The sequence below is a fragment of the Burkholderia sp. Ax-1719 genome (assembly GCF_011753055.1).
Lineage (GTDB): Bacteria > Pseudomonadota > Gammaproteobacteria > Burkholderiales > Burkholderiaceae > Paraburkholderia.
Map to the genome: position 1 here is coordinate 29,606 of NZ_VWWJ01000003.1, position 16,940 is coordinate 46,545.

The 16,940-nt window shown below is 63.9% G+C and carries 12 protein-coding genes; 6 read left to right on the plus strand and 6 right to left on the minus strand.

All coding sequences use genetic code 11. The features are described 5' to 3' along the window. The first annotated feature begins 2 nt into the window (after positions 1 to 2). Complete coding sequence (locus F3J17_RS07650) at positions 3 to 3,155, plus strand: efflux RND transporter permease subunit (RefSeq protein ID WP_167056623.1); 3,153 nt, start codon at positions 3 to 5, stop codon at positions 3,153 to 3,155. Further along, positions 3,152 to 4,672, plus strand: coding sequence for an efflux transporter outer membrane subunit (locus tag F3J17_RS07655; RefSeq protein WP_167055684.1), 1,521 nt, complete (start codon positions 3,152 to 3,154; stop codon positions 4,670 to 4,672). The genes F3J17_RS07650 and F3J17_RS07655 overlap by 4 nt, the downstream gene beginning before the upstream one ends. Positions 4,673 to 5,093: 421 nt before the next feature. Here F3J17_RS07655 and F3J17_RS07660 read toward each other — a convergent pair whose 3' ends face one another. Beyond that, positions 5,094 to 7,628, minus strand: coding sequence for a penicillin-binding protein 1A (locus F3J17_RS07660; RefSeq protein ID WP_167055686.1), 2,535 nt, complete (start codon positions 7,626 to 7,628; stop codon positions 5,094 to 5,096). A gap of 555 nt (positions 7,629 to 8,183) precedes the next feature. Between F3J17_RS07660 and F3J17_RS07665 the strand changes: the two genes are divergently transcribed. From F3J17_RS07665 to F3J17_RS07680, 4 genes are all read left to right on the plus strand, one after another. Next, on the plus strand, positions 8,184 to 8,762 hold the full coding sequence (locus tag F3J17_RS07665) for a hypothetical protein (protein ID WP_167055689.1): 579 nt from the start codon (positions 8,184 to 8,186) through the stop codon (positions 8,760 to 8,762). Positions 8,763 to 9,144: 382 nt separating this feature from the next. Continuing rightward, on the plus strand, positions 9,145 to 9,825 hold the full coding sequence (locus tag F3J17_RS07670; RefSeq protein ID WP_167055692.1) for a PspA/IM30 family protein: 681 nt from the start codon (positions 9,145 to 9,147) through the stop codon (positions 9,823 to 9,825). A gap of 108 nt (positions 9,826 to 9,933) precedes the next feature. Continuing rightward, positions 9,934 to 11,106: a tetratricopeptide repeat protein gene (locus tag F3J17_RS07675; RefSeq protein ID WP_167055695.1), complete on the plus strand. Its 1,173-nt coding sequence runs from the start codon at positions 9,934 to 9,936 to the stop codon at positions 11,104 to 11,106. 89 nt (positions 11,107 to 11,195) lie between these two features. Continuing rightward, positions 11,196 to 12,686: an NAD(P)/FAD-dependent oxidoreductase gene (locus tag F3J17_RS07680; RefSeq protein WP_167055698.1), complete on the plus strand. Its 1,491-nt coding sequence runs from the start codon at positions 11,196 to 11,198 to the stop codon at positions 12,684 to 12,686. Here the strand turns inward: F3J17_RS07680 and F3J17_RS07685 are convergent. The 5 genes from F3J17_RS07685 to potA all read right to left on the minus strand — a co-directional run bounded on the left by F3J17_RS07685 (position 12,683) and on the right by potA (position 16,834). Then, positions 12,683 to 13,450, minus strand: coding sequence for a class I SAM-dependent methyltransferase (locus tag F3J17_RS07685; RefSeq protein ID WP_167055701.1), 768 nt, complete (start codon positions 13,448 to 13,450; stop codon positions 12,683 to 12,685). The two genes, F3J17_RS07680 and F3J17_RS07685, sit on opposite strands and share 4 nt — an antisense overlap. A 121-nt stretch (positions 13,451 to 13,571) precedes the next feature. Beyond that, entirely contained in the window at positions 13,572 to 13,700 is a 129-nt protein-coding gene (locus tag F3J17_RS36455) for a hypothetical protein (RefSeq protein ID WP_275692896.1), read from the minus strand. A 196-nt stretch (positions 13,701 to 13,896) separates the two neighbouring features. Next, positions 13,897 to 14,715: an ABC transporter permease subunit gene (locus F3J17_RS07690; RefSeq protein ID WP_167055703.1), complete on the minus strand. Its 819-nt coding sequence runs from the start codon at positions 14,713 to 14,715 to the stop codon at positions 13,897 to 13,899. Further along, positions 14,712 to 15,674 (minus strand): ABC transporter permease subunit, encoded by a 963-nt coding sequence (locus F3J17_RS07695; RefSeq protein WP_167055706.1) that lies wholly within the window; start codon positions 15,672 to 15,674, stop codon positions 14,712 to 14,714. The genes F3J17_RS07690 and F3J17_RS07695 overlap by 4 nt, the downstream gene beginning before the upstream one ends. Further along, positions 15,671 to 16,834 (minus strand): polyamine ABC transporter ATP-binding protein, encoded by a 1,164-nt coding sequence (potA, locus tag F3J17_RS07700; RefSeq protein ID WP_345891154.1) that lies wholly within the window; start codon positions 16,832 to 16,834, stop codon positions 15,671 to 15,673. The genes F3J17_RS07695 and potA overlap by 4 nt, the downstream gene beginning before the upstream one ends. Positions 16,835 to 16,940 lie beyond the last annotated feature (106 nt).

Sequence of the window (16,940 nt, forward strand, 5' to 3'; positions counted from 1 at the left end):
ACATGGAGCCGACGCCCGATCAGGGCCCCGGCCACGATCACGACGAAGGCCGTTTCAATCTTTCCGCCTGGGCGCTGCGCCATCGCTCGCTGGTCACCTTCCTGATCGCGCTGGCGACGATCTTCGGCGCGTTGTCGTACACCCGCCTTTCGCAGTCCGAAGATCCGCCCTTCACGTTTCGCGTGATGGTGATCCAGACCTTCTGGCCTGGCGCGAGCGCGCGCCAGGTCGAGGACGAAGTCACCAGCCGCATCGGCCGCAAGCTGCAGGAAACGCCGTATATCGACTTTCTGCGCAGCTACTCGCGGCCCGGCGAGTCGCTGGTGTTCTTCACGATGAAGGATTCCGCGCCAGTCAGCGAAGTTCGCGAAACCTGGTATCAGGTGCGCAAGAAAGTCGGCGATATTGGGCCGATGCTCCCGCAAGGCGTGCAAGGCCCGTTCTTCAACGACGAGTTCGGCGACGTCTATACCAACATCTACACGCTCGAAGGCGACGGCTTTTCGCCCGCGCAACTGCACGACTACGCCGATAACCTGCGCGAAGAACTGCTGCGCGTGAAGGACGTTGGCAAGGTCGATTACTTTGGCGATCCGAATCAGCGCGTCTATATCGAGATCGCCAATGCGCAACTCACGCGTCTGGGCATCTCGCCGACGCAGATCGGTCAGGCGATCGGTGCGCAGAACAGCGTCGCGGCGTCTGGCACGCTCACCACGCCCGACGATCGCGTATTCGTGCGCCCGAGCGGCCAGTTCACGGATCTGAAGGCGCTCGCGGATACGCTCATCAGCGTGAACGGCCGCAGCTTCCGGCTGGGCGACATCGCCACGATCCGGCGCGGTTACGACGAGCCGCTTGCCACGCAGATGCGCTTCCAGGGCAAGGCGGTGTTGGGCATCGGCATCACCATGCAGCCGGGCGGCGACGTGATTCGTCTGGGCAAGGCGCTCGATGCGCGCGTCGATCAGTTGCGCCGCGAACTGCCCGCGGGCCTCAAGCTCGTGGAAGTGTCGAGCATGCCGGACGCGGTCTCGCATTCGGTCGACGATTTCGTCGAAGCGGTGGCCGAGGCGGTTGGCATCGTGCTGATCGTGAGCCTCGTCTCGCTGGGCGTGCGCACGGGCATGGTGGTCGTCATCACGATTCCGATCGTGCTGGCCGTCACCTCGCTTGTGATGTACCTGTTCGACATTGGCCTGCATAAAGTCTCGCTTGGCACGCTGGTGCTCGCGCTCGGCCTGCTGGTGGACGACGCCATCATCTCGGTCGAAATGATGGCCGTGAAGCTCGCGCAGGGCTGGAATCGCACGCGCGCAGCGGCGTATGCGTACACCAGCACCGCGTTCCCGATGCTCACCGGCACGCTCGTCACGGTCTCCGGTTTCCTGCCGATCGTGCTGGCGAAATCGAGCACGGGCGAATACACGCGCTCGATTTTCCAGGTCTCGGCGATTGCGTTGATCGCTTCATGGTTCGCGGCGGTCGTGCTGATTCCCCTGCTCGGCTATCGCCTGCTGCCCGAACGCAAGCCCGACCCGAACGCCGCGCACACGAATGGCGCGCATCACGAAGAAGACATCTACGACACGCGCTTCTACCATCGCCTGCGGGGCTGGGTGGGCTGGTGCATCGAGCGGCACATCGTCGTGCTGGCGCTCACCATTGTGCTGTTCGTGGTGGCGCTGGCGGGATTCACGCTGATTCCCCAGCAGTTCTTCCCAAGCTCCGACCGCCCTGAACTGCTGGTGGACGTGCGCCTGCCCGAAGGCGCATCGTTCGACGCTACGCTGCGGCAGACGACGCGGCTTGAAGAAGCGCTCAAGGGCCGCCCGGAGATCGATCATTCGATCGATTTCGTCGGCACCGGCGCGCCGCGCTTCTATCTGCCGCTCGACCAGCAGTTGCAGCAGCCGAACTTCGCGCAGTTCGTCATCACGGCGAAATCGGTCGAGGATCGCGAAAAACTTGCGGACTGGCTCGAAACGAAGCTGCGTAACGACTTCCCGGCGATCCGCACGCGTCTCTCGCGGCTCGAAAACGGGCCGCCGGTGGGCTACCCCGTGCAATTCCGCGTGAGCGGCGACGACATCGCCACCGTGCGCGCCATTGCCGATCGCGTGGCAAAGCAGATGCGCGCCGATTCGCGCACCGAGAACGTCAGCTTCGACTGGGACGAACCCGCCGAGCGTTCCCTGCACTTCGCCATTGACCAGCAGAAAGCGCGCGCGCTCAACATTTCGTCGCAGGACGTGGCGAACTTCCTGCAGATGACCTACTCCGGCTACACGGTCACGCAGTACCGCGAGCGCGACAAGCTCATTAGCGTCGATCTGCGCGCGCCCGCCAACGAACGCGTCGATCCCGCTCATATGCTCGCGCTCGCCATGCCGACGTCCAACGGGCCGGTGCCGCTGGGCGCCATCGGCCACCTCGAAAACACGCTTGAATACGGCGTGATCTGGTCGCGCGACCGGCAGCCGACCATCACCGTGCAGGCCGACGTGCGGCGCGGCGCGCAAGGCATCGACGTGACGCATGCGCTGCAGAAGTCGCTCGCCTCGATGCAAGGCACGCTGCCGACCGGTTATCGCATCGCGGTGGGCGGTTCGGTCGAGGAAAGCGCCAAGGGTCAGGCGTCGATCTTCGTGCAATTGCCGGTGCTGATGATCGCCGTCCTGACGCTGCTGATGATCCAGTTGCAGAGCCTCTCGCGCGTGATGATGGTCGTGCTGACCGCGCCGCTCGGCCTGATCGGCGTGGCCGTTGCGCTGCTGCTGTTTCACGAGCCGTTCGGCTTCGTGGCGATGCTCGGCGTGATTGCGATGTTCGGCATCATCATGCGCAATTCGGTGATTCTGGTCGATCAGATCGAGAGCGATATCCGCGACGGACACAAGCGCTTCGACGCCATCGTGGGCGCGACCGTACGGCGCTTCCGGCCGATCATGCTGACCGCTGCCGCCGCCGTGCTCGCGCTGATCCCGCTGGTGCGCTCGAACTTCTTCGGGCCAATGGCCACGGCGCTGATGGGCGGCATCACCAGCGCGACCGTGCTCACGCTGTTCTTCCTGCCCGCGCTCTATGCGGCGGCGTTCCGCGTGCGCAGCAGCGAAAGCGACGCCGCGCGTCCGAATGCGGAGAACGCATCATGAAATGGTCCGCGCCGATGAAAACGTCTGCCTCGCCGCGCCTGCCGGTGCGCGCGAGCGCGGCCGCGCTTGCGGCCTTGTTCGCGAGCGCCTGCTCGTTTGGTCCGAGCGGTACGCCGCCTGAAATTCCCAGCCCTGCGCACTATGGCGTCGATGCGCAAGCTACCCAGACGGTGGCAGCGCAAGGCGTTGCGCAGCAGTTCGTGGTGGGCGCGCAGCCGGTGCCGCAGTGGTGGACGCAGTTCGATTCGCCAGCGCTCGATGCGTTGGTCGAAGAAGGCCTGGCGAACAGCCCGAACCTCGCTTCCGCCGATCACAGCCTGCAAGCGGCGCGCGAGCAATTGCGCGGCCAGATCGGCAGCACGCTATTGCCGACCGTCGATGCGATCGGCACCGCACAGCGCCAGCGCGCGCCAGGCATCCCGCAACTGGGCGTCGACAAGCTCGAATACAACCTGTTTGCGGGCCTCGTCGAGGTGCGCTACTCGTTCGATATTTTTGGCGCGACGCGGCTGAACAACGCCGCCCTCGCCTCGCGTGTGAATTTGCAGGCGTTTCAGTTCGAGGCGGCGCGCCGTGCCTTGACTGCGAATATCGTCGCGAGTGCACTGGGCATTGCCACGCTGCACGCGCAGATCGACACGACGCAGCAACTGATAGCCATCGCCAACGCACAGGCCGACGATCTGCAAAAGCGCTATGCGCTGGGCGCGATTTCGCATACGGATGTGCTCAACGCGCAGCAGAGCGCGGCGGCGCTCGCCACCAATCTGCCGGGGCTGCAGCAACAGGCGGCCGCGATGCGGCATGCGCTGGCCGTGCTGCTCGGACGCACGCCCGATCAGGCGCCGGCCGATCTCGATCTCGCAAGTTTTCATCTGCCGCAGCAAGTGCCGGTGGTGGTGCCGTCGGACCTCTTGAAGACGCGTCCCGATATCGAGGCCGCGGGCGCGGCGCTGATCGCCGCTTCCGCCGATGTGGGCGCGGCGACGGCGCAGATGTTCCCGAGCATCACGCTTTCGGCGGGGATCGGCCAGGGCGGTTTTAGCTGGCCAATGGCGACGTCGGGTGTGGGCGCGCTGTGGGCGATCGGCGCTTCGCTCACGCAGCCGATCTTTCATGGCGGCGCGTTGCTCGCGCAGCGGCGCGCGGCCTTGCAGTCGTATGACGCCGCCAACGCGTCGTACAAACAGACCGTCCTCGCGGCCTTCCAGGACGTGGCCGACCGGCTCGCGGCGCTGGAGCACGATGCGCAGGCGCTCGATTCCGCCGGCACGTCGGCGCAAACGGCGCAAGGCGTCTACGACGATACCCACGCGCGCTACAAGCTGGGCGCAGTGCCCTACTACGCCGTGCGCCAGAGCGAGCAGCAATGGCGCAACGCCAGCCTCGACGCGATCCGCTATCGCGGCGCGCGTCTTTCGGACACCGCAGCGCTTTTCCAGGCGATGGGCAATCCGCCGGTTGACGGCAGCACGAAGGCGGCCCACGCAACGACATCGACGACATCGACGCCTTGAACACGCGTCGCCGTGCGCATGCAAGGTGCGCACGGCTTTTCACCGGACGATCGACGGGGCGCGCGACAGTCTGCGCAAATCCATCGGAGTGCGATACGACGATGCTTTCTGATGCGCGCTGCCTCGCCACTGCTTCACGCTAACAAGCGCTTGCGGATCAGGCAGTTAGCTTCGCTCTCCCAAGGTTACCCACAGGGCTGCCAACAAAAACTGTGGACAACAGAAGATTGAATGCGCATCGGACTTATCAACAGATTCTGTTGAAGGTCCTGTGGAAAAGCCCTGGGCAACCCACCCAAGTGCTTGTCGCAAAAGGAAATCGTCGACGCAAAACAAAACACGGCACATCGTTGCCGATGTGCCGTGTTCAAGATGGCGTTTACCGCATTAGTACGGGCTGCCTGGCAACCCGTACTGTCGATCAAGGCTTGTTCGTTTCGAACAGATCCATGATCTGCTGCTTCTCGCTCGACGTGACGCTCGGCGGCGTCATGCCGCCCGGACCCATGCTGCCGGTCGCGCCGCTGGCGTCGCTCGCTGCGCCCGCGGGCACGCCCGAATCCATGCCGATCGCCGAAACGAAGCCCGCACCCGGCGTCACATCCGAGTAGTAAAGCTCGCCGCCGATCGTGGTGATGCCGGCCGGCATCGGCGGCTCTTCCTGCGGGATGTTGCGCAGCGCCTGGCTCATGTAGTTCACCCAGATCGGCAATGCAAGCTGCGCACCGAACTCGCGGCTACCCAGGCTCTTCGGCTGGTCGTAACCCATCCACGCCACCGCAACCAGATTGCGCTGATAGCCCGCAAACCAGCCGTCGTGCGCATCGTTGGTCGTACCGGTCTTGCCCTGCAGGTCGTCGCGATGCAGCACGTTGGTGCCTGCGCCCGTACCCGCCGTCGCCACCGAATGCAGCAGGCTGTTCATGATGTACGCGTTGCGCGGCGTGAGCGTCTGCGGCGCATTCTGGCCCGCGACCAGCGGCTGTGCGCGCGACACCGGCTGACCGTGCGCATCGTCCACTTCGGCGATGAGGTACGGGTTGATGCGATAGCCGCCGTTGGCGAACACGCTATACGCGCCCGCCGACTGCAGCGGCGTCACCAGACCCGCGCCCAGCGCCATCGGCAGATACGGCGGCGTCTTGTCCGCGTCGAAGCCGAAACGCTGCGTCACGTAGTCCTGTGCGTACTTGGTGCCGATGTACGACAGAATGCGGATCGACACGAGGTTCTTTGACTTCTGCAGCGCGAGGCGCATCGGCATCGGACCGTCGGGCTGGTCGTCGTCCTTCGGCTCCCACGCGTCGCCGCCCGGCGAGCTGGGCGGGAAATACAGCGGCGCATCGTTGATGATGGTCGCCGGTCCCAGACCCTTTTCGAGCGACGCCGAGTAGATGAACGGCTTGAAGCTCGAACCCGGCTGACGCCAGGCCTGCGTGACGTGGTTGAACTTGTTCTTGTTGAAGTCAAAACCGCCGATCAGTGCGCGGATCGCGCCGTCCTGCGGCGTGAGCGACACCAGCGCGCCTTCCACCTGCGGCAACTGCGTGATCTGCCAGTTGTTTTTCTCGTCGGCGATCAGGCGCACGATCGAACCCGGACGGATCTTCAGCGCCTGCGAAGCACGCGTCGACAGACCCGACGCCGCGAAGCGCAGGCCCTCGCCCGTGATGTTGACCGAGGTGCCGTCGAGCAACTGCGCCGTCACGGACTTCGGACCCGCCTCGGTCACCACGGCCGAGACGATGTCGCCGTTGTCGGGGTGATCGGTGAGCGCGTCGTCGATCGCCTGGTCGCGGTCGTCGCCGGCGGCCGGCAGTTGCACGAAGCCTTCCGGACCGCGATAGCCGTGACGGCGCTCGTAGTCCATCACGCCCTTGCGCACGGCCGCGTAGGCGGCGTTCTGATCGGCCGAATCGATGGTCGTGGTGACCGTGAGGCCGCGCGTATAGGTTTCGTCCTTGTACTGCGCGTACATCATCTGACGCACCATTTCCGCGACGTACTCGGCGTGCACGCTGTATTCGGTGCCGGCGGTGCGTGTGCGCAGCGGCTCCTTCACGGCTTCGGCGTACTGGTCCTGGGTGATGTAGCCCAGATCGAGCATGCGCTTGAGGATGTACTGCTGGCGAATCTTCGCGCGCTTCGGATTGACGATCGGGTTATACGCGGACGGCGCTTTCGGCAGGCCCGCGAGCATCGCCGCTTCGGCCAGCGTGATGTCCTTCAGATCCTTGCCGAAGTACACACGCGCCGCCGCCGAAAAGCCGTAGGCGCGCTGACCCAGATAAATCTGGTTCATGTAAAGCTCAAGGATCTGGTCCTTCGTGAGCGCGCGCTCGATCTTGTAGGCGAGCAGCATTTCGTAGATCTTGCGCGTGTAGGTCTTCTCGCTCGAGAGGAAGAAGTTACGCGCGACCTGCATCGTGATCGTACTCGCGCCCTGCGACGCGCCGCCGTGCATCAGGTCGGCCACGCCTGCGCGCAGGATGCCGACGAAATCCACGCCGCCGTGTTCGTAGAAGCGGTAGTCCTCGATGGCGAGGACGGCCTTCTTCTGCACGTCGGGGATATCCTGGAAGCGCACCAGCTGGCGTCGCTCGTCGCCGAACTCGCCGATCATCACGTGATCGGCCGTGTAGATGCGCAGCGGCACCTTCGGCTGATAGTTGGTGAGCGCGTCGAGCGAGGGCAACTGCGGCCCCATCACGACGAGCGCATAGCCGACGATCAGCGCGCCGACCACGGCAAGCGTGGCGAACAGGCCGAAGAAGCCCAGTGCGATCGACGAGAAGATGGAGCGCTTGCGCGGGCGCTCGTTGCGCGAACCGGAACCCGGATTCGAGCGCGGGTCGGAACGTGACTCGTCGCTACGCTGCTGGCGTCCGTTGTTGAAGGAGGGTTCCCGATCGTCGTTCGGGTATTGCGGTGAAGGCGGTCGTTTGATGATAGGCATGACTGGAATGATTGGCGCGTCTCAAGCTGCGCCCCGGCTGCGCGCAATAAAGCACGCATAGATCTGATCATGGCGTCATGGCGCCAATGCGGCGTAGACGACATCGCACCCCGAGTGCAATGCCGCGGCGTGACCGGCAACGCCCCCGTCCGGTCACGCGGCGCGCGGGTAAGACGCGCCGTCGCGTGGTCACTCTTTCAGCAACCTTTCGCGCAAAGCCTCTGAAGAATGCATCCGCGCGAAATGTAACAGCGCATTCTAAATAAATCGCGCGCCGACGGTCGCGCTTTTTTTGTAAGAGTTTCCTGGACTCGGCTCAGAGCGCGCGATGGCTTCGGCTTCGTGACGGCACCTTGCGCCATCTGCGCGGTTCTGCGGAGAAAATATCGAATCGATGCGCGACTCGATATCGTAATGCGCGTTCATTATCCTTATGCGCGATACATTGTTGCGTGCGTTGACGGGCCCGCACGCGCATCTTTGCGTTGCACCGCGCGCGTCTCGTCTTATGATGGAAAGATTGCTGCACGCCTGCCCGTCTGCCATGAGCCGATCATGAACAAGCCCAGCGAACGCATCGTCGTCTTCGTCACGCCCGCCCAGAAACGTGCGATCTCCGCCACGGCCGACGAACTCGGCATCAGCGTCAGCGAACTGATGCGGCGCGCCGTGATCGCCTTCAGCGCAACCAGCGATCAGGTGAAGGCCGCGAGCATCGTCGACCGGCTGAACGCCCCGCGCGAACCGGATGCGCTTGCTCAGGTACTGCGCAAAGCGGCAAAGCCGCTGCGTGTGGGACGCGGCGCGGGATTCCGGCCCTCTGCGCAAGCGCAGCCGCAGGCGCAGGAAGAACCCGCCGCCGACGACGACGCCCCGCAAGAGGCCCCCGCCCAGAATCACGCCGAACGCGAACTGGCCCAGACCGTTGCGCGCCTCGCCGCCGAAGCGCATGCAGCCGAATCCGCGGAATCCGAAGCCGATGTAGAGAATTCACATTCCGATACCGTACATTTGCGTGAAGTCCCACCCGTGCAGTCGCTCAGTAACGCGCCATTCGCGCGCACGCAGCGCGTGCACGACGAGGCAGACGATCCCGACAGCGACGCTGCCCCCGAAGGCGGAAGATTCGCCTGAGTTTCGCAGCCAGACGGGGCTATCGTCATCATGGGCGGCAACAGTCTATGCGGACCTTTAAGTCCCTTTTAAGAGACCCCGTGGTGTAATATCCGCGAGCATTGCGGGCTGGCCAGACGATCGAAACGTTGACGTAAGGTTTTGTCCGCACGGGCAATGCAGCTGATGCAATCGCACACCGTGAGTATTTTTCGATCACGCACCGCTTGTCTCTATTGCAATTGCCCGAAGCGCCCCGATTTTCGCGCTGCATGCGCAGCCCGCACAAAGCGGCGTAAGCTGAATGCGAAATGAATCGCACACGGCAAACGCAGCGCGGCATGTACGCACGTACTGCGGCCTCAATTGAAACTGGCCGATCTCATTACACCGGAGGAATTCCATGTCGCTTTTCGACTCCATCTCCCGCACGGTCAAGGGTCTCCTGAACGACGCGGCCGATTCCGTGCAGGACCCGTCGCGCGACGCGCGCCAGATCGTGCGCGAACTCGACGACAGCATCGGGAAAGCCGAGAACTCGCTCGTCGAGATCCAGGCACAGGTCGCGATGCAGCAAAGCAAGCGCGACGTGGCCGCCGACAAGGCGAAGAAGTACGAGGACGGCGCGAAGCGCGCGCTGCAATCGGGCGACGAAGCACTCGCCCGTGAAGCACTCGGCGCGCAGTCGACCGCCGAAGCCGAACGCGATGCGCTCGCCGCTGAACTCGCCAAGCTCGAACCGTCGGTCGATCAGCTCAAACAGCAGATCGACGACATGCGCTCGCGTCGCAACGACCTGAACGCACGCTCGAACATCCTGCAAGCCAAGCAGCAGATCGCCCAGGCCAAGGACACCGCGGCCACGGCGCTCGGCGGTATCGGCGGCAAGAATCTTGCGCAGGACTTCCAGAAGCTCGAAGACAAGGTGAACCTGTCGAACGCCCGCTCGGACGCCCGCCTGAATTCGGCGGACACCTCCAGCGGCAAGGCGCTCGAAGACAAGCTCGCCGCGCTCAACAAGGGCCCGTCGGTGGATGACCGCCTCGAAGCCCTGAAAAGGCAGCTCAATACGCCGGCGCAGTAACGCGCCGCGCGTGACGGATGCGGCGCGGCGCTTAGGTGTTTCGAGCGCCGTACCGCATCCACGTAACGTATGTCATGGAGACGGGCGACAAGCCGCCCGGCCTGCAACATGAAAAAGTTTCTTGTCGCTGTTTTCGCATCGCTCGCCTTCGTGAGCGGTCTGGCGTTCGCCGTGCCGAGCGTGCAGCAGATCGAATCCGCGATGTCGCAAGGCGACTGGCAGCGCGCGGACTCGGGTCTCACCGAAGTTCTGCAGGCGCACCCGGACAATGCCCGCGCGCACTATCTGTACGCGCAGGTGCTCAATCGTGAGGGCCGCTACGCCGACGCCCTCACGCAGGTCGAGCAGGCGAAATCGCTCGATCCGCAGATCCGCTTTACGCAGCCGCAGCGTTTTGCGCAGGTCGAAGCGAAGATCCGCTCCGACGCTACGCGCGCAGGCGCCACATCGACGAGCCGCACGAGCAATCCGTTCGCGCAGCAATCGGCCGCTCCCGCCGCGATGGCCGCCGCCGCAGCGCCGCAGCATCACGGCCCCGGCATGGGCATGTGGATCGGCATTGCGATTGTCGTGATCGGCATTGCGCTGGTGCTGCGCTGGACGCTGCGCCGCGCGAAGTCGAATGACGACGCCAAGGCCGGCGACGACCGCCGCGACCAGCTCAAGCGCGCCACCGACCTGCTCACCGCCGTGCGCTCGCTCAAGCTCGACGTAAAGCTCTCGACCGCTACCGGTCACGAAGCGCTCGAAAAGGACGTGGAAGCGTTCGAGGCGCAACTGCGCAGCGTGGTCGAAAAGCTGTCGGGCAGCACGAGCCCGGTCGCGCCCTACGAGATCGAAGATCTGGAGCGCCAGTTCGCAAGCCTCAAGGCGCGCGCCGAAGGCCGTCCCGATCCGAACGCACAGGCCGCCGCGCCGGGTTCGTATGGCGGCGATTCGCCCTACGCCCGTGAAGCCGATGCGGCGTTCGGTCGTCAGCCGCAATATCCGCCCCAGTACCCGCCGCAACAGCAACCGCAGGTCATCGTCCAGCAAGGCGGTGGCGGCATGGGTGGCATGGGCGGCCTGCTGACCGGCGTGCTGCTGGGCGAGGCGCTCAATTCGGGCCGCGATCGCGTGGTTGAACGCGACGTGATCGTCGATCGCGACGACGACCGCCGTCGTGGCGGCAACAACGATGGCGGCGTCGACTACGGCCAGGGCTCCAACGACTGGAACGACAACTCGGGTGGCGGCGTCGACATGGGCAGCAACGACTCCTCCGACGACTGGAATTCCTGAGCGTCGCCTGATTGCCGATCTGTCCAGACGGGCTCCTTCGCGGAGCCCGTTTTGTTTGATCGGCGCAGAAAATTTCAAAGCAGAGAGATATGGCCACTCACAGGGGCGCACCGGCAGCCACGCCGCGCATCGCAATCGTCGGCAGCGGCTTTTCCGGCATCGGCATGGCGATCCAGTTGCGGCGCATGGGGATCGAAACGTTCACCGTCTATGAAGCAGCCGCAAGCCTCGGCGGCACCTGGCGCGATAACGCCTATCCCGGCGCGGCCTGCGACGTTCCTTCGCACCTCTATTCATTTTCCTTCGAGCCGAACCCCGACTGGACACGCACCTACGCGCCGCAGCGCGAAATTCTTGCTTATCTGGAAGGTTGCGCGCGCAAGTATGACGTCGAGCGCTTTATCTCGTGGCGTTCGCGCGTGAGCGCCGCGCGCTTCGACGCGGCGCGCGGCGTGTGGAGCATCGAAATCGAGCGTGACGGTGCGATGCAGACTGTCGAGGCCGATCTGTTGATCGCCGCCAACGGACCGCTCTCGCGCCCCGCTCTCCCCGCCATCGCCGGGCTCGAACGCTTCGAGGGCAAGCTGTTTCATTCGGCGCGCTGGGACCATGATTACGCGCTCGAAGGCAAGCGCGTGGCCGTGATCGGCACGGGCGCAAGCGCCATTCAGTTTGTGCCGCGCATTCAGCCGCGCGTGGCGCAGCTCACGGTGTTCCAGCGCACGCCGCCGTGGATCATGCCGCGCCGCGACCGCGCCATCGATGCGCGCCGCCGCTGGATGTATCGGCATGTGCCCTTCGCGCAGCGTCTGGCGCGCGCGGCGATCTACTGTCAACTCGAATCGCGCGCCTTGGGTTTCGTGGTGAATCAGCGCCTGCTCAATGCGCCGATGAAATTCGCGCGCAACTATCTCGCGCACAAGGTCAAGGATGCCGCGCTGCGCGCCAAGCTCGCGCCCGACTACGCGCTGGGCTGCAAGCGCGTCCTGCTGTCGAGCGACTATTTGCCGGCGCTTACGCAGTCGAATGTCGCACTGCTGACCGATCCGATTCGGGAAGTCGTCGCCGATGGCATCGTGACCGCCGACGGCGTTCATCGCGCGTTCGACGCGATCGTCTGCGGCACGGGCTTTCAGGTCAACGATGTGGATGCGCCGTTTCACGTCAGCGGCCTGAATGGCGCGGATCTGGGCGAAGCGTGGCGGCGCGATGGTCCGCAGGCCTATCTGGGCGCCAGCGTCGCGGGCTTCCCGAATCTCTTTTTCGTGATCGGGCCGAACACGGGCCTCGGCCACAACTCGATGATCTACATGATCGAGTCGCAGATCCGCTATATCGCCGATTGCATCCGCGAACTGCAGCGCCGCGGCGCACGCACGATGACTGTGCGTCCGGACGTGCAGCGCGCCTACAACGACGACTTGCAGGCGCAACTGCAACGCACGGTCTGGACCTCGGGTTGCCACAGCTGGTATCAGACGAGCAGCGGCAAGGTCACGTCGCTCTGGCCGGGATTTACCTTTACGTTCCGGCGCAAGACGAAACGCGTGCGCGCGAGCGATTACGAGTTTTCGCGCTAGCGTAGCGGTTTGCCCGCAAACACCCGCGTTTCGTAGGCGAAGTTCACGCGGCCGTCCTGCTGGGTTGCGTCGAACAACTCGCGTAGCGCGGCGAGCATCGGCTCGTGGCGCGGATCGCCGGGCTTGGGCGCGTAGGAAGAAGACGCCAGGCGCCCGCTCAGCCCGTCGAAATCGAGCAACTGCGCGTTCGGGAACACGGTCTTCTGCTCGAAGCCGTCGCCGAACCAGTCGGCCATGGCGTCGTCGGTGGGATAGCTTTCGGCGACGCTCGCGTAGTCTTCGGAAAAGCGCTGAAGCAAGGCCTCATAGCCCTCCAGGAACGCCGATCCTTTGAGCTTGCGGCTATTCCAGAACAGCACGATCTTGCCGCGCGGTTTGAGGATGCGCGCGAATTCGCGGCGCGTTCCCGCCTTGTCGAACCAGTGGAAGGCTTGCGCAGCGGTCACGAGATCCACGCTTGCATCGGGCAAGGTGGTGGCTTCCGCTGTGCCGGCCACGCTGCGGTACGCCGGATAATCCGCGAGGAAGCGGTCAGCCGCTTCGCGCATCGCGGCGTTCGGCTCGACCGCCACGACCGGATGACCCGCGTCCAGAAAGAGCTTCGAGGAAATACCCGTGCCCGCGCCGATGTCCGCGACGCTTGCGGCAGGCGCCACGCCACATTCGACATGCACGAAGGTCGCGACTTCGCGCGGATAGGTGGGACGGTACTTCACGTAGTCTGCGACCCGGTCGGTGAAACGCCGGGTGGAATCGTCGATCATCCTGTGCCCTTGTGTCGTGTCCGCGTGCGCCGCCGCTGTCACTCGAACGCACGCAGTACGTCAAACCGTCGCGGCGCGCCCTCGCGAGCCCACCGCACCCCGTTATCCGCCGCAGGCGCCGTCAGGTGCCGCTCAGCAGCTTGAGCAGTCCTAGCAGGAAGCGGCAGACCATGACGATCAGCTCCCAGAGCTGGATCAGTTGCTGCCAGAGCGTACTAATTGCGCCCTCTTTAAAAATCGTTTCAATCATCGTGTTCCGCTTTGAATCCTGGCCTGACGCGCCAGAGCCGCGAGCCACATTTGTTCACGATCATAGCGCCTCGTCGCCTGGTCACGCTAAAACGCCCTGCCAGCCATCGTGCCCTGAAAGCCGCCGAAAAAAGCAAAACGGCGCGTGGACCGAAGCCCACGCGCCGTTTTCGTACCGCAGCCCAGAGGCCTGAGCGTCAGACCGCCATCGCCATGCGTTTGCGCTCGGCGCGCTGCATGAAGTAGTTGCCAACGATGACGCCCACCGTCACCACGGCGATAAAGAGCGTCGCGAGCGCGTTCATTTCCGGGTTCAGGCCCAGACGCACGCGCGAGAACACCACCAGCGGCAGCGTCGTCGAACCGGGGCCCGAGAGGAACGCCGACAGCACCAGATCGTCGATCGACAGCGTGAACGACAGCAGCCAGCCCGCCGCGAGCGCTTGCGAGATCAGCGGCAGCGTGATCTGGAAGAACACCTTGAACGGCGTCGCGCCCAGATCGAGCGCCGCTTCTTCAAGCGAGGGGTTCAGCTCGCGCACGCGCGACTGCACGATGATGGCGACGTACGAGATACACAGCATCACGTGGCCGATCCAGATCGTGAACACGCCGCGCCCAGCCGGCCAGCCGAGCAGCTTGCCCATTTCCACGAACAGCAGCAGCAGCGAGATGCCCTGGATCACCTCGGGAATCACCAGCGGCGCGTTGATCATCCCCGTGTAGAGCGTGAAGCCGCGGAAATTGCCCATGCGGGCGAGCACGAAACCCGCCCAGGTGCCGATGATCACCGAGGCGAACGCCGTCATCAGCGCGATGCGCAGCGACAGCCACGCGGCGGTGATGAGTTCGTCGTCGGTGGCGAGCGCCTGATACCAGCGCGTCGAGAAGCGCGTCCACACCGTCACCAGTTGCGACTCGTTGAACGAGTAGACGATCAGGCTGATGATCGGGATATAAAGAAACGCAAAGCCGATGCCGAGCGCGATGAATTGCAGTACGCGATTCGGTTTCATTTGCCGCGGCCCTCCAGTTCCTTCGCCTGGAAGTGCTGGAACAGCGCCATCGGCACGAGCAGCAGCAGGACCATCGCGCAGGTGACGGCGGAAGCCATCGGCCAGTCGGCGTTATCGAAGAACTCATTCCACATGACGCGGCCGATCATCAGCGTATTCGCGCCGCCCAGCAGTTCCGGAATCACGTACTCGCCCACCGCCGGGATGAACACCAGCAGACAGCCCGCGATGATGCCGTTCTTCGACAGCGGCAGCGTGATTTCCAGGAATGCGCGCCACGGCTTCGCGCCCAGATCGTAGGCGGCTTCGAGCAGCGTCAGATCCATCTTCACGAGGTGCGCGTAAAGCGGCATCACGAGGAACGGCAGATACGAATAGACCATGCCGATATAAACGGCCGTATTGGTGTGATACAGCTCGATCGGCGAATGGATAATGCCGGTCCACATCAGGAAATTATTCAGCAGTCCGTTGTTCTTCAGAATGCCGATCCATGCGTAGACGCGGATCAGGAACGAGGTCCAGAACGGCAGCATCACGGCCATCATCAGCACGTTGCGCGTGGCCGGATTCGAGCGTGCGATGTAGTACGCCATCGGATAGCCGATCAGCAGACACAGCAGCGTCGAAATCGCCGCCACGACCACCGAATTCACATACGTGGCGAAATACAGGCTGTCCTGGAACAGAAACGCGTAATGCGAGAGGTCGAGCGCGACATGCCAGACGCCCTCGCTGAACGACGTGAGTTCCGTGTAGGGCGGAATGCCAAGCTGCTGGTCGGCGAAGCTGATCTTCACCACCAGGATGAACGGCACGAGGAAGAACAGCAGCAGCCAGAAGAACGGCCCCGCCACCACGGCGGTGCGGCCGGTCAGGTTGAAGCGCTTCGCCGGCCAGTTCAGGATCTTTCTGAACGTGCCGGGGTTGCTGGAGGTGCTGGAAATCGTCGTGCTCATGACGTCAGCACCACGCCGGCCGAGGCGCTCCAGCGCACGTAGACTTCGTCTTCCCAGGTGGGGGAATCGATTTCGGAAAGCGCGAGGCTCGACATGTTCGCGATCACCGTCTTGCCCGAGTCGAGCTTGACGTGATAAAGCGAGTAGCCGCCCATATAGGCGATATTCTTGACCACGCCACGGCCCCAGTTGAAGACGCCTTCGGGCGGTTTGCGCGTGAGCGAAATGCGCTCCGGGCGCACCGAGATCGTCACGGGCATGCCCAACGGCCCGGTGATGCCGTGGTTCACGTAGAGATGCACGGGCAGATCCGGCGATTCCACGTAGACGTGATCCGGCTCGTCTTCCACCACATTGCCTTCGAACAGATTGGTCGAGCCGATGAATTCCGCCGAGAAACGGCTGTTCGGATATTCGTAGACTTCATTGGGCGTGCCGAGCTGGACGATCTGCCCTTCGCTCATGACGGCCAGACGCCCCGCCATCGTCATCGCCTCTTCCTGGTCGTGCGTGACCATGATGCAGGTGACGCCCACCTTGTCGAGAATATTGACCAGTTCGATCTGGGTGCGCTGGCGAATCTGCTTGTCGAGCGCCGACATCGGCTCGTCGAGCAGCAGCAGCTTGGGGCGCTTCACCAGCGAGCGCGCCAGTGCCACGCGCTGCTGCTGGCCGCCAGAGAGCTGATGCGGCTTGCGCTTCGCAAAGCGCGACATCTGCACCAGTTCGAGCGCATTGGCCACGCGCTCCTTAAGTTCGGCCTTCTTCACGCCTTCCTGGCGCAGCCCAAAGCCGACGTTCGATTCCACCGTCATATGCGGAAAGAGCGCATACGACTGGAACATCATGTTGACCGGGCGGCGGTACGGCGGCAACGAAGCGAGGTCTTCGCCATCGATCAGGATCTTGCCCGACGTGATCGTTTCCAGACCGGCGAGCATGCGCAGCAAAGTGGACTTGCCGCAGCCCGAGCTGCCAAGCAGCGCGAACAGCTCGCCCTTCTTCACCGACAGGTTGACGCCCTTGACGGCCGTCGTGTCGCCGAACTTCTTGACGACATCGACGACCTGCACGAAGTTGTCCGCGGCTGGATCGCTCGCGGCGAAGCCCGTAGGCAGCGCGACGGCTGCGGCCGGCACACTCGACTGGTCACTCATGATTCTCTCTGCCCTGCCTTTCTGACTTGATACCTTGACGGGGTTGACGAACAAAGCCCCCGGTAGGTGCCGAGGGCTTGGGGTAAAACGCGAAACGTAGTCGTGGCTA

Coding starts and splice junctions, on each gene's coding strand:
- F3J17_RS07650 (WP_167056623.1), top strand. CDS start 3: ATGGAGCCGACGCCCGATCAGGGCCCCGGCCACGATCACGACGAAGGC.
- F3J17_RS07655 (WP_167055684.1), top strand. CDS start 3,152: ATGAAATGGTCCGCGCCGATGAAAACGTCTGCCTCGCCGCGCCTGCCG.
- F3J17_RS07660 (WP_167055686.1), bottom strand. CDS start 7,628: ATGCCTATCATCAAACGACCGCCTTCACCGCAATACCCGAACGACGAT.
- F3J17_RS07665 (WP_167055689.1), top strand. CDS start 8,184: ATGAACAAGCCCAGCGAACGCATCGTCGTCTTCGTCACGCCCGCCCAG.
- F3J17_RS07670 (WP_167055692.1), top strand. CDS start 9,145: ATGTCGCTTTTCGACTCCATCTCCCGCACGGTCAAGGGTCTCCTGAAC.
- F3J17_RS07675 (WP_167055695.1), top strand. CDS start 9,934: ATGAAAAAGTTTCTTGTCGCTGTTTTCGCATCGCTCGCCTTCGTGAGC.
- F3J17_RS07680 (WP_167055698.1), top strand. CDS start 11,196: ATGGCCACTCACAGGGGCGCACCGGCAGCCACGCCGCGCATCGCAATC.
- F3J17_RS07685 (WP_167055701.1), bottom strand. CDS start 13,450: ATGATCGACGATTCCACCCGGCGTTTCACCGACCGGGTCGCAGACTAC.
- F3J17_RS36455 (WP_275692896.1), bottom strand. CDS start 13,700: ATGATTGAAACGATTTTTAAAGAGGGCGCAATTAGTACGCTCTGGCAG.
- F3J17_RS07690 (WP_167055703.1), bottom strand. CDS start 14,715: ATGAAACCGAATCGCGTACTGCAATTCATCGCGCTCGGCATCGGCTTT.
- F3J17_RS07695 (WP_167055706.1), bottom strand. CDS start 15,674: ATGAGCACGACGATTTCCAGCACCTCCAGCAACCCCGGCACGTTCAGA.